Genomic DNA, 11,467 nt, shown 5'->3' with positions numbered 1-11,467 from the left:
GATGAAAAGGCAGAATCGTATGGGGGTGAGGAGATTGCGTCAGACAGCAGAACAACAATGGAAGTGGCTATTGCTCGATGCGCTTGCGAAGGAAAAGCGAGAGCAAGCACAGCAAGTCATCGAAGAAGTCTATCCGTATGACATCGCGCAAGTGTATGAAGAATTAGGAGAAGACGATCAAGCACGACTCCTCGATTATCTCGATCACGAACGATTGGCAGATGTGCTTGAGGAGCTCGAAGGAGAGCAACGTCTTGCCGTCTTGCGTCGTTTAGACGTCGAGCGCGCCGGGCATGTCCTCGATTTAATGGAAAACGATGATGTCGCGGATTTACTGGAGGAACTGGGACCAGAAGAAACTGACCGTTTGCTTGGTAGCATGCGGACAGACGAGGCACTGATCGTCCGCAATCTCTTGACGTATCCACCGGAGACGGCAGGGCGTTTGATGACGAACCGGTTCATCTGGGTGGGAGAGGATTTCACGGTCGGTGAGACGGTCGAGAAGATGCGTGACTACATCGAATACTCGGAGACGATCAATTACGTGTACGTCGTCAATCAACTCAGTGAACTCGTCGGTGTCATCTCATACCGGGACGTCATCTTAGCTGAAAATACGGAACGAATCAGCGATGTCATGGAGACGAAGGTGATTCGGGTCGCAGCAGAGACCGATCAGGAAGAGGTCGCGCAATTGTTCGAACGCTACGATCTCGTTTCGCTACCGGTCGTCGAAGGCGATGTTCTCGTCGGATTGATCACGGTCGATGATGCACTCGATGTCTTACGGGAAGAAGCGAATGAAGACATCGAGAAACTCTCAGCATCCGGTAAATCAATTGATTTCGAGACGAAGCCGTGGATTGCTGCAACCCGGCGCTTGCCATGGCTCGTCTTGTTACTGTTCATCGGGCTCGTCTCCGGATCGATCATCAGTCAGTTCGAAGAGACGCTTTCAAAAGTTGTCGCGCTCGCCTTTTTCATGCCAATGATTGCTGGGATGACCGGAAATACCGGTACCCAATCGCTCGCGGTCGTCGTCCGTGGATTGATCACGCGTGAAGTCGATAAGCGGGTCGCGACGCGATTAATCCTACGAGAACTTTGGGTTGGTTTGATCATTGGTGTCATTTGTGGCGTCTTGATTGCTATCATTGCGTACGTCTGGCAAGGAAGTGCCGTCTTAGGTCTTGTCGTCGGCAGCTCACTCGTCATCACGCTGATTTTTGGAACACTGGCTGGAACGATCATTCCGCTCATCTTACATCGCTTAAAGATCGACCCGGCGATTGCGTCCGGACCGCTGATCACGACGTTAAACGATATCTTGTCGCTCCTCGTCTACTTCGGGATCGCGACCGCGTTCATCAGTCGCTTGATGTAAAAAAACCGAACCGATTCGCCTTCTCTTCAAGAGAAAGGGAATTGGTTCGGTTTTTTTCATGCATTCTCATGCGTCGTGCGAATCCAGACCGCCAGTGGACCGACGTCGTCAAAGCCTGCTTCGAGCGCCGTGATCAGGTGATCACCGTATTCGTATCCGACGAGCGGTTGACCGGGGAAGTGTGCGGAGCACAAGCGTGCGATATCATCCCATAAGCGTTCATCAAGATAGTCGGAACTAACGTACATCAATCCGGTCGTCGTTTGGTTCGAGTAGGCGATGCAACTTGCCTGTTGTGCTTCGCAATAGAAAAAGCGGACGTCCGGATGTTGCCATAACGATTCCGGTAACTCCGGTGTCGCTTGGATTGCTTGGAAGCGAGTAAACTGCGTGGCATCCGTGACGACAGACCAATTGACGGGAAGAGCGCGACGATCGAGTATGGCGGGACGGGTCATCCATTCCGCTGTGAACAGGTGACTGAGACCAGCGCTTGAGAAATCATAGCTCGCCGTACAGTCCTTGATGCTGTACACGTCGGTTGCATTAATTCGCTGATGAGGAAGGCGAACCATCAGTTCCGGATAATAACTTGGAACGCTTCCTTTAGCGAGCCAGGTCGATTCGGTTTCTGTCACCTGGCATCCGACTTGTTCACAAACAAGGCGACACCAATCGAAATTGTTTTGGATGGCAGATTGACGCATGCTTGATCCCCCCTTAATCCTCTTCCGGTTGTTTAATCAAAACGTATGACAAGGTAGCAATTAACGTCAAGAACAACCCGCAGCCGATCGTGATATACGCCATCGTGAAGACCTTACCGAGCGTCGTCGTCGGGATGAATGTCGGATGCCCGACCGTACTCAGTGTCGTGATGCAAAAGTAAAGCGCATCGATGACCGAAAGGTTTTCTTCCGTACTGTAGAAGATCGTCCCAGAGACGAGTGTCAACAAACAAAGAATCAGTAGTCCGCGGAAGTAAGACAAGTGAAAGGCGCGGCGCAATCCCTTGAATAGGCGTGAAAAAATCGTCAGTACAGATATCATCGAATCTCTCCTTTAAGATCGGTGCGTCGAGTCCATCGTATCATGAATAAGATAATCATTCTTTCCGGCATGTTTGACACCATCTATCACCTGATCAACCTGTAAGTTCAAGCGAAGAGGCATTTTTCTTGAATGGAGGAAGAACATCCCATAAGTAAGCGAACGTGAATAAGCTGAGCAGTTAGTGTTGCGGATGTGATGGAGTGCGTAAAAATATATCAATCGACATATAGAACATGATGAAGGTCGGAATCAGATAGACGATCGTAAAAAGAAACAAGGATGGCATGCGTCCGCTCTTCGAGATGATTTTTAGATAGATAGTCTCAGTATAGTGGGCGCAGATTGCTTAGGCGGATTGAAATTTTAAAAAAGGGGAATCAATCGAGATTCAATGTCAGCCGTCGTATTTTAGCGACACCTTCGAGTCCTGACGGATCATGATGCGTCTTATGGGCGACGAAATGTTCATCGGCTTCCGTCGTCCGGATTCGTAACGGACGTTCGTCACGGTGGACGACCTCGAAGATCACCTCAGCCAGAGCTTCTGCCGATTGGCGGTCGGCATGCCGCGTTCGGTACGTCTGCAAATAAGCCGTGATGATCGGTTTGAAGTCGTCTTCGTGTAAGCCACCCGTCCGTTCGAGTTGATCGAGAACATTTGCGGTAAAGTTCGTCTCGACGGCGGCTGGTTCAATCAGGGTGACGTCGATGTTGAAGTACGGTTTATAGTAGGTCGCAAGACTTTCGAACAGTCCTTCGATCGCAAACTTACTGGCACAATACAGTTCATTCATCGGTTGACCGACGAGACCACTGACGCTTGAAGTCGCGAGTAAGTGACTACCTTCCGGTGCTTGTTTGAGTAAGGGGAGGCAGGCTTCAATCGTTCGGATGACACCGAAGACATTCGTTTCGAAGAGTTGCTTGATTTCATAACTTGTCGCTTGACCGAGTGCGCGCAGTAAACCATGACCGGCGTTGCAGAATACAACGTCCAGGTGATCGACCTCTTGTTCGATTTGCCGGATGGCTGCCTTCACGCTTGTTTCATCTGTGACATCGAGCGACAAGAAGGTGAGCGTCGGTAACGACACAGTCATCTCACCCGGACTCCGAACACCAGCGTAGACAGACCAGCCGGTTTCCGCAAACCGCTGCGCCGTCGCCAGACCGATACCGGAAGAAGCACCCGTGATCAATATCGTTTGCATATCAATTCCTCCGTTCTGAAAGTAGTTGTCTTCTATTATTTACCCGAATTATCGTCGAATTATTTGCAATAAAATTGCATATAGTAATGAAAAAACTTAATATAAAGAAAAAAGGAGGTAGGAATCGATGGGGCAAATCGAACGGCTGCAACAGATGCGGGAATGGATCAAGACGAGTCCTGAAATTTCGCTGGATCAACTGATGCAGGAGTATCAGATTTCACGAGATACCGCACGTCGTGACGTCATCGTCCTCGAACAAGAAGGGGAGATCATTCGTGTTAAGAATGGATTAGTCCGTGCTGGTGGGACGCTTGCATATGAACAGCGGACAGAGAAACCGGAAAAACGGCGGATCGGACAGCGCGCGGCGCGTCACGTCCAAGCGAATGATCGCTTATTGCTCGACGCTGCAACGACGGTATCTGAGATGGCACGGGCACTTCCGCCTTATCCACTACACGTCATCACGAACTCCCTTGACATTGCAGACTATGTCGGAGCTCGCATGGATATTGAGCTGTACGTCACGGGAGGGCGTTTCGACCGGCATGCGCGAAGCTTGAGTGGGATCAAGACGGCAGACGACATCCTGAATTATCAAGTCGATTGTGTTTTTCTTGGAGCATGTGGGTTGACGGAAGAAGGACTTTTTGCGGAACAACTCGAAGAAGCGGTCGTAAAGAAAGCGATGATTCGAAGTGCGACCCGTGTCATCGTCCTCGCGGATCATACGAAATTCAATAAACGCTTTTTGCATAAGGTCTGTGATTGGGGACAAATCGATATGCTCGTCACCGATCAAGTACCAGACGCAACGTGGCAAGAACGACTAGATCATTATCATGTCGATCTCGACGTGACAGAGGAGGAAACAACATGAACTCGATTCAAACGACGCTCGTCGGATTTGGTTTTTCAGCGGTGACGTTTCACGTTCCGTTCTTACAGGCATTACCGGCATTTGAAGTGACGCAAGTCGTCTCGAGTCGACCGGAGCAGGTGGCACAACATTTCAGTGAGGCGACAGTCGTCGCGACACTCGCTGAAGCTTTGCAAGATGAGAATACGGAACTTGTCGTCATCACGACACCAACGGCACTGCATTTCGAAATGGCAAAACAAGCGATCGAAGCAAAAAAGCACGTCTTACTCGAAAAGCCGGCCGTCGTGACGATCGAAGAAGCACTGGCGCTGCAAACGTTAGCAAAACAATACGGGGTTCAAATCGCCGTCTATCAAAACCGTCGCTTTGACGGGGACTTCCTGACACTTGAACAATTGATGGAGATGAACGAAATTGGGGACTGGCAAGTCATTGAGTCACGCTTTGATCGCTATCGCCCGGTTGTTCGGGAGCGCTGGCGGGAACAAGCGGGTGATGGTGCCGGCATCCTGTTTGATCTCGGCTCACACTTACTCGATCAAGCACTTGCCTTGTTTGGAGAACCGGATGCTCTGACGGGCGATGTTTACCTGCAACGTGACGGTGCTGTTGTCGATGACGGTTTCCATGTCACGCTACATTACGGTACGCGGCGTGTCATTCTTCGCTCGGCATCCTTCATCCAAGGACCGACACCGCGTTTTGAGTTCCATGCGACACGCGGCAGTTACATCAAATACGGAATGGATCCACAAGAAGGACGGCTTGCGAAAGGTCATGCTGTCGATGGACAGCTCGGCGAAGATGAAGTGGACTCCTATGGCTATCTCCAGATCGCCGATCAGCCAGTTGAGCGCCTCGCGACACTTCCAGGCAGTTATGCGACGTTTTACGAACAGTTGGCGGAAGGACTTCGCGGTGGACGGGTACCTGTCGATTTACGCGACGCTGAAAAAACAATGCGCTTGATTGAAGCAGTGCGCATCAGCAGTGATGAAGGACGACGCCTCTTACGAAAGGAATGGGATGCATGGAAGAATTGAAAGTGCTGCTTGCGGAAGAGGAAGAACTCGTCCTGACGTCACTGACGAATACGGAAGCGATCGGGATGGGACATGAGTTGATCGGACGGGCGATGAAGAAAAACTTGTCGATTGCCGTTGAAATCAAACGGAATGGGCAGCGTTTATATTACGCGGCGCTCGATGGTACGGCACCGGATCAAGAAGAGTGGATCCGCCGGAAATCGAACGTCGTCTTGCGACATGGCTATAGCTCGCTGTACATGCGTCGGTATAATGAGAGCAAACATCGCTCGTATCATACGATGTATGCTGTTTCTCCAGCCGATTATGTCGATGCCGGTGGGTCGTTCCCGATCCGGATCGAAGGAGTCGGTGTCGTTGGTACGATCACCGTTTCCGGTCTATCGCAGGAAGCAGACCATCGTCTTGCGACGGAAGCGTTGCGCTTACTGAAGAGACAACAGCTGGAACAGTGATATAGATTCATTCGATGTCCTCGCGATGTTCCATTCGCTTTCCTTGGGCGAGACACAAACTGGTCTCGGCTGCCACAGACAGCCGACTCTGGTCTTGTTCGTCTCTGACAGCACGATAAATTGTGCTTTTTCCTGTCGAAGTCGTGTGGAGAAGTGAGGACACAGAACAAAATAATGGAACCAAAAAAGTCCGAACGGGTGAGAAAGAACTCGTTCGGACTTTTCGTATATGAGGATTGATGGATCTCTGTTGATGGACGTGCAAGACGAAGACTCCTACGGGACAGCGGAATAGGTGAGACCCCGCAGACGCATAAGCGGCGAGGCGGCTCGCCTTCCGCCCGAGGAAAGCGGAGTCTTGCACGGGAATCAACGCTGAAACTTCGGTCACGATGCCATCGAATCAGATGAAGCGGACACGTCTTTGCGTGTGTTCCCGCGATAGACGAAGTAAAGCGCAGCAAGCATCGCAAGCAGACCAAGCAGACGTTTTCCGTCGAGCGGAACGACGACGCCACCGAACGCACCGATGTGGTCAATGACCATACCTGCTGCGAGTTGACCGATGACGGTCGCGATACTAGCTGCCGTGACACCAATCTGCGGAACGGCAAGAATCGTCAGGAATAGATAACTGACGCCGAACAGGACAGCACTTAGTTGCCAACGAGGTGCTTCGAGCAAGAGTAGGACGTTTCCTTGTCCGAAGAAGAGGATGGCTAAAGCGAGAATCAGCATCCCCGTGAAGAAGGTCAGAAACGTACTTTCGAGAGCCCCTGCCTTTTGACTGAAGGCACCATTGATAGACGACTGTGCGCTCAGCATGACGCCACCGAGTAATGTAAAACCGAGTAATAGAATATTCACGAGCGAACCTCCTTAAAAGATAAGAAATAGGGCGACGAGCATCAGAGCAGAAGCCATTAGCTTGTCGCGATTGATGGGACGTTTCGGACTACCAAGCCAACCGTTATGTTCGATGACCATACTAGCGACCATTTGACCGAGAATGACACTGATCATGGCGAGACCGACACCGACGAGCGGGATGCTGATGATCAGGATCGTCAAGTAGATGCTACCGAGTAGACCACCGAGCAAGGTCCATTTCGGTGCGCGGAATGTATAGCCGAGTGAACCCCTTCCGAAGAAGAGGACGATCAATCCGATGATGATCGTACCGGCGAAGAAATTATAAAAGCTACTTTCGAGTTTTCCAACGAAGTTCCCGAGCTCACCATAGATTGCTCCTTCGACACTTAAAGCGATACCCGCAAGTAACGCGAGTGCGTAATACACGATTTTCAACAGAATTCATCCTTTCACGAATCTAAATATCGAGAAATGTCGATATGTAAGGCGAGGAGAACGGATCAAAGTTCTCCTTTGAGGTACGCTGCAAGCTCCTGGATTTTTTCTTCATTTCGCCGGTAATACGTCCATTTGCCGTGACGTTCGGATTCGAGCAATCCGACTTTTTGCAACATCGTAAGATATTGGGAGACGGTCGATTGAGATAAGTTCGCCTTCTCTTGGATATCTCCGACGCAAATGCCTCCCTTGTCCGACAAATTCGTCGCGAGATGGGCCGTCGGCTTATTGAAATGAGTCTCGGGATCCTTGAGCCAGCGTAAGATATCAAGACGTACCTCGTTCGATAATGCCTTGAATAGATCCACTTGATTTGTCATACGCTTAAACTAATCGATGATTCTCGATATGTCAATTCAAGACACTTATGGTTGAACGAATGCATGCTTGAGAAGGCGATGTGTCACTTTAGTTGCTGTATACGGCTCAAAACCGAATCGTTCATAAAAGGTACTGGCATCGTCCGTATAGAGCCAGAGCTCGGAGTACGTCAAAAGTGCTTCCGGGATGATTTTCTCAAGTAGTTGCGTACCAACACCGTGGTGTCGTATTTCTGGTAAGACATAGACATGACGAATCCGACCGACGTCGTTCGTGCCGGTTTGTTTCATATACCCCCCGCACGCGATGACGTGTCCGGAAAGAGATAAAGCGACGAACAATGCCTCACCATCCTCTTGGAACGTTTCATTTCGCCGTTCGCGTAGCATCCGTTCGATGAAGGGATAGCCTTCCTGTGTACTCTTTGATAAGATTGGTAACCAGTTGAAGGCATCAAAATCGTTGACCCGTTCGATTGTCATCTCCATCTGTCATTCCTCCTTCTTCTCTCTTGGATATTCCTTTTTCGGGAGCGGGAAAAACACGAATCGAGAATCAATTCGAGCTTTTTTTAAATAGAGACTGGATTTTTAAAAGCTGTTTTGCGTATAATGAGAAGTAATGGATTGAACGCAAATGAAAGGAAGTGGCCGTCACAATGAGCCTCAGCCGTTTAAGTAAAGAAGAGATTACTGATCTTTCGCTGATCGAATTCGTCAACGAAATGTTGCAAGAAGCTGGCGAACAGCCAATCACGTTCGATGACATCACGTCAGAAATCGAAAAGTACCATACGTTTACAGATGAAGAAGACAAGTTCGAGAAACTTGCTCAACTCTATACAGACATGAACATCGACGGAAACTTCGTTAACGTCGGAGCGAACCGTTGGTCACTCCGCGCTTGGTATCCGTTTGATAAGTCGGATGAGGATCTCGTCATCGAAGCGCGTCAACGTGGAGAACTTGATGAGTTTGAAGAAGAGTTCAACTATGATGCAGAAGAAGATGAGTTCGAGACGATCGAAGACGATCTCGATACATTCGCGAAGACAGCGGACTATGATTCAGCTGACGACAGCGAAGACGAGGATACGTTCAAAAAAGTCGCAGCCATCGATGATCTCGATGACGATCTCGACGAAGAAGACTTAGAAGACTTCGAAGAAGAAGAGGAAGTCTAAGCACGATCAACTACAACTGTACAGCTGCTATTTCCCTATAGAAATGGCAGTTTTTTCGTTGACGGCTGACGAACGAGCGCGAAAATTTTTCTCTGAAAAATTAGGCTTGACGAAGTTTTCCGAATGACGTAAGTTAGTCATGGGCTTCTTTAAGCAACGTGCTTATTTCAGCAAAAGTGTCTCCTATTATGGGGGCACTTTTGCTTTTTTGTTTTTACCACCTCTGTTTTGTTGAGATGTGAATTAGAGAAGGGAGCAATATTTAACATGACAAAGTATATTTTCGTAACAGGTGGCGTCGTATCGTCACTCGGTAAAGGGATCACCGCTGCATCGCTCGCTCGTCTCTTGAAAAACCGTGGCCTTAACGTCACGATCCAAAAATTTGACCCGTACATCAACATCGACCCGGGTACAATGAGCCCGTACCAACACGGGGAAGTTTTCGTCACAGATGATGGCGCAGAGACGGACCTTGACCTTGGTCACTACGAGCGCTTCATCGACATCAACTTGAGCCAGAACGCGAACGTCACGTCTGGTCGTATTTACTCGACGATCCTCAAGAAGGAACGCCGTGGAGACTACAACGGTGGAACAGTTCAAGTCATTCCGCACATCACGAACGAAATCAAAGACCGTGTCTTCCGTGCTGGAAAAGAAACGGGCGCAGACGTCGTCATCACGGAGATTGGTGGAACAGTAGGGGATATTGAGTCGCTTCCGTTCATCGAAGCCATTCGCCAAGTGAAAAACGATATCGGAAAAGAAAACGTCATGTACGTCCACTGTACGCTTGTTCCGTATCTTGCAGCAGCAGGTGAGCTCAAGACGAAACCGACACAACACAGTGTCAAAGAACTCCGTAGCTATGGTATCCAGCCAGACATCATCGTCTTACGTGCAGAGCACCCAGTCCCACAAGAGATGAAAGATAAAATCGCTCTCTTCTGTGACACACGTCCGGAAGCAGTCATCGAAGCACAAGATGCATCGACGCTCTACGAAGTACCGCTCAACTTGCAACGTCAAGGCATGGACCAACTCGTCTGTGACTACTTCAAGTTCGACACACCAGTTGCTGACATGACGGCTTGGAAACAACTCGTCCACACAGTGACGCACCTCGAGAAGACGACGAAGATCGCACTCGTCGGGAAATACGTCGAATTGCGTGATGCGTACATCTCAGTTGCAGAAGCACTGAAACACGCTGGATTCGCCTTCAACAGTGATATCGAAATCGACTGGATCAACGCAGAAGACGTGACGCGCGAAAACGTCAACGAATTGCTCGGTTCAGCAGACGGAATCCTCGTTCCTGGTGGATTTGGAGAACGCGGAATCGAAGGGAAAATCGAAGCGACACGTTTTGCACGTGAAAACAACGTACCGTTCTTCGGTATCTGTCTCGGTATGCAACTCGCGACAGTTGAATTCGCACGTAACGTCCTCAATCTTGAAGGCGCACACTCAGCGGAAATCGACCCAGCGACACCATACCCAATCATTGACTTGTTGCCAGAACAAAAAGACATCGAGGATCTCGGTGGTACACTCCGTCTCGGACTTTACCCATGTAAACTCGAAGATGGAACGAAAGCACGTGCCGCGTATTCAAGCGAGCTCGTCTACGAACGTCACCGTCACCGTTATGAGTTCGGTAACGAATTCCGTGAACAGTTCGAAGCGAACGGCATGGTCTTCTCAGGTACGAGCCCAGACGGTCGTCTCGTTGAGATCATCGAGATTCCAGAACACAAATGGTTCGTCGCGTGTCAGTTCCACCCAGAATTGATTTCGCGTCCAGAACGTCCACAAGCACTCTTCCATGACTTCATCCAAGCTTCACTGGGTGAATGAAAAGAAAGATAATCAAAGACGCGGTAACCTTCAGCATCTTGAAGGTTACCGCGTCTTTTTTTGATTGGTTATATTCAGAACTACATATTATAGAAGAAAAGTGTTAATCCCACTCTTCCGTCATCTCTTGTAGTTGCGTCAAGATATGTGTCAAGAGGAAGGCGCAAAGGGCAAGACTTGGCAGTCCGTGACGTGAACCGTCCTCTGCCGGAAGCAATCCTTTATTAAACTTCAATGCGAGCGGTGCAATCGAACGCTCGAGCGTTTCTGTCACGTCACTGAGTGTGACGATCGCATAAGGCGTATGCCATGCGTCATAGCGGGCAAGAGAAGCGAGAAGGTCGGAGCGTTCCGTATCTGGCGTGAAGATTAAGACGCGATCGACGGCGTGCAGTGTCTTTCGATCCTTGATTTTCGTAACCCGTTTCATCTGATCCGGACCCTCTGAGAGCATTGGATACAGTCCTTCACATTCACCGTAAGCGTCGACGTAGACCGTGCCTTCTCCGACGAGCGCCTGTGCGAGCAGACGGACGACATCGAATAGTTCGTCTTCCTGTTTTGCGAGCGTTTGCAATTTTCCGTTGAATTGTGTAGCTAAGATTTTCATCATTTTTCTTCATCCTTTCTGTGTTTCTCTCAAGGACAGTATAAAGCAAGTTTTGCTTTAGTGTAGAATGGAAATAACTAG

Annotated in this window: 14 protein-coding genes; 6 read left to right on the top strand and 8 right to left on the bottom strand. The window is 49.4% G+C overall.

Annotated features, from left to right (window positions below; genetic code table 11):
- Positions 1 to 34 precede the first annotated feature (34 nt).
- Positions 35 to 1,387 (top strand): magnesium transporter, encoded by a 1,353-nt coding sequence (mgtE, locus tag Q7C19_RS10870; protein WP_035410763.1) that lies wholly within the window; start codon positions 35 to 37, stop codon positions 1,385 to 1,387.
- Positions 1,388 to 1,443: 56 nt separating this feature from the next.
- Here mgtE and Q7C19_RS10865 read toward each other — a convergent pair whose 3' ends face one another.
- The 3 genes from Q7C19_RS10865 to Q7C19_RS10855 form a co-directional block, all read right to left on the bottom strand.
- The gene (locus tag Q7C19_RS10865) at positions 1,444 to 2,094 is read right to left on the bottom strand and encodes a hypothetical protein (RefSeq protein ID WP_375092121.1); all 651 of its coding nucleotides are present in this window, start codon (positions 2,092 to 2,094) and stop codon (positions 1,444 to 1,446) included.
- Between the two features lie 13 nt (positions 2,095 to 2,107).
- Positions 2,108 to 2,437, bottom strand: coding sequence for a potassium channel family protein (locus tag Q7C19_RS10860; protein WP_035410757.1), 330 nt, complete (start codon positions 2,435 to 2,437; stop codon positions 2,108 to 2,110).
- Positions 2,438 to 2,817: 380 nt separating this feature from the next.
- Positions 2,818 to 3,651: an SDR family oxidoreductase gene (locus Q7C19_RS10855; protein WP_375092120.1), complete on the bottom strand. Its 834-nt coding sequence runs from the start codon at positions 3,649 to 3,651 to the stop codon at positions 2,818 to 2,820.
- Positions 3,652 to 3,778: 127 nt separating this feature from the next.
- Between Q7C19_RS10855 and Q7C19_RS10850 the strand changes: the two genes are divergently transcribed.
- The 3 genes from Q7C19_RS10850 to Q7C19_RS10840 are packed head-to-tail and all read left to right on the top strand — an operon-like array spanning position 3,779 to position 6,038.
- Positions 3,779 to 4,534, top strand: coding sequence for a DeoR/GlpR family DNA-binding transcription regulator (locus tag Q7C19_RS10850; RefSeq protein ID WP_056064125.1), 756 nt, complete (start codon positions 3,779 to 3,781; stop codon positions 4,532 to 4,534).
- Positions 4,531 to 5,580, top strand: coding sequence for a Gfo/Idh/MocA family oxidoreductase (locus tag Q7C19_RS10845; protein WP_375092119.1), 1,050 nt, complete (start codon positions 4,531 to 4,533; stop codon positions 5,578 to 5,580). The genes Q7C19_RS10850 and Q7C19_RS10845 overlap by 4 nt, the downstream gene beginning before the upstream one ends.
- On the top strand, positions 5,568 to 6,038 hold the full coding sequence (locus Q7C19_RS10840; protein WP_035410746.1) for a heme-degrading domain-containing protein: 471 nt from the start codon (positions 5,568 to 5,570) through the stop codon (positions 6,036 to 6,038). Before Q7C19_RS10845 ends, Q7C19_RS10840 begins: the two co-directional genes overlap by 13 nt.
- A gap of 387 nt (positions 6,039 to 6,425) precedes the next feature.
- On the opposite strand, the gene Q7C19_RS10835 is transcribed toward Q7C19_RS10840, so the two are convergent.
- The 4 genes from Q7C19_RS10835 to Q7C19_RS10820 form a co-directional block, all read right to left on the bottom strand.
- The gene (locus Q7C19_RS10835; protein WP_035395771.1) at positions 6,426 to 6,905 is read right to left on the bottom strand and encodes a DMT family transporter; all 480 of its coding nucleotides are present in this window, start codon (positions 6,903 to 6,905) and stop codon (positions 6,426 to 6,428) included.
- Between the two features lie 12 nt (positions 6,906 to 6,917).
- Positions 6,918 to 7,346 (bottom strand): DMT family transporter, encoded by a 429-nt coding sequence (locus Q7C19_RS10830; protein ID WP_035410744.1) that lies wholly within the window; start codon positions 7,344 to 7,346, stop codon positions 6,918 to 6,920.
- Positions 7,347 to 7,411: 65 nt separating this feature from the next.
- On the bottom strand, positions 7,412 to 7,729 hold the full coding sequence (locus tag Q7C19_RS10825) for an ArsR/SmtB family transcription factor (protein ID WP_035410742.1): 318 nt from the start codon (positions 7,727 to 7,729) through the stop codon (positions 7,412 to 7,414).
- 45 nt (positions 7,730 to 7,774) lie between these two features.
- Positions 7,775 to 8,218, bottom strand: coding sequence for a GNAT family N-acetyltransferase (locus Q7C19_RS10820; RefSeq protein ID WP_056064132.1), 444 nt, complete (start codon positions 8,216 to 8,218; stop codon positions 7,775 to 7,777).
- Positions 8,219 to 8,388: 170 nt separating this feature from the next.
- Between Q7C19_RS10820 and rpoE the strand changes: the two genes are divergently transcribed.
- Both rpoE and Q7C19_RS10810 read left to right on the top strand, forming a co-directional pair.
- Positions 8,389 to 8,913 carry a DNA-directed RNA polymerase subunit delta gene (rpoE, locus tag Q7C19_RS10815; RefSeq protein ID WP_035410737.1) on the top strand — a complete coding sequence of 175 codons (525 nt, stop codon included), beginning with the start codon at positions 8,389 to 8,391 and terminating at the stop codon, positions 8,911 to 8,913.
- 267 nt (positions 8,914 to 9,180) lie between these two features.
- Positions 9,181 to 10,776: a CTP synthase gene (locus Q7C19_RS10810; RefSeq protein WP_047394418.1), complete on the top strand. Its 1,596-nt coding sequence runs from the start codon at positions 9,181 to 9,183 to the stop codon at positions 10,774 to 10,776.
- A gap of 103 nt (positions 10,777 to 10,879) precedes the next feature.
- Here the strand turns inward: Q7C19_RS10810 and Q7C19_RS10805 are convergent, their stop codons facing one another.
- Complete coding sequence (locus Q7C19_RS10805) at positions 10,880 to 11,389, bottom strand: DUF2529 family protein (RefSeq protein WP_035395788.1); 510 nt, start codon at positions 11,387 to 11,389, stop codon at positions 10,880 to 10,882.
- Between the last annotated feature and the right edge of the window lie 78 nt (positions 11,390 to 11,467).

The sequence above is a fragment of the Exiguobacterium sp. PHA03 genome, from assembly GCF_041945985.1.
In the GTDB taxonomy this organism is placed as follows: Bacteria; Bacillota; Bacilli; order Exiguobacteriales; family Exiguobacteriaceae; genus Exiguobacterium_A.
This window is presented reverse-complemented; position numbering and strand designations above follow the sequence as displayed.

What these genes read in the sequence shown, in the direction of transcription:
- Q7C19_RS10865 (WP_375092121.1), bottom strand. Translation starts at nt 2,094, where the DNA reads ATGCGTCAATCTGCCATCCAAAACAATTTCGATTGGTGTCGCCTTGTT.
- Q7C19_RS10860 (WP_035410757.1), bottom strand. Translation starts at nt 2,437, where the DNA reads ATGATATCTGTACTGACGATTTTTTCACGCCTATTCAAGGGATTGCGC.
- Q7C19_RS10855 (WP_375092120.1), bottom strand. Translation starts at nt 3,651, where the DNA reads ATGCAAACGATATTGATCACGGGTGCTTCTTCCGGTATCGGTCTGGCG.
- Q7C19_RS10850 (WP_056064125.1), top strand. Translation starts at nt 3,779, where the DNA reads ATGGGGCAAATCGAACGGCTGCAACAGATGCGGGAATGGATCAAGACG.
- Q7C19_RS10845 (WP_375092119.1), top strand. Translation starts at nt 4,531, where the DNA reads ATGAACTCGATTCAAACGACGCTCGTCGGATTTGGTTTTTCAGCGGTG.
- Q7C19_RS10840 (WP_035410746.1), top strand. Translation starts at nt 5,568, where the DNA reads ATGGAAGAATTGAAAGTGCTGCTTGCGGAAGAGGAAGAACTCGTCCTG.
- Q7C19_RS10825 (WP_035410742.1), bottom strand. Translation starts at nt 7,729, where the DNA reads ATGACAAATCAAGTGGATCTATTCAAGGCATTATCGAACGAGGTACGT.
- Q7C19_RS10820 (WP_056064132.1), bottom strand. Translation starts at nt 8,218, where the DNA reads ATGGAGATGACAATCGAACGGGTCAACGATTTTGATGCCTTCAACTGG.
- rpoE (WP_035410737.1), top strand. Translation starts at nt 8,389, where the DNA reads ATGAGCCTCAGCCGTTTAAGTAAAGAAGAGATTACTGATCTTTCGCTG.
- Q7C19_RS10810 (WP_047394418.1), top strand. Translation starts at nt 9,181, where the DNA reads ATGACAAAGTATATTTTCGTAACAGGTGGCGTCGTATCGTCACTCGGT.
- Q7C19_RS10805 (WP_035395788.1), bottom strand. Translation starts at nt 11,389, where the DNA reads ATGATGAAAATCTTAGCTACACAATTCAACGGAAAATTGCAAACGCTC.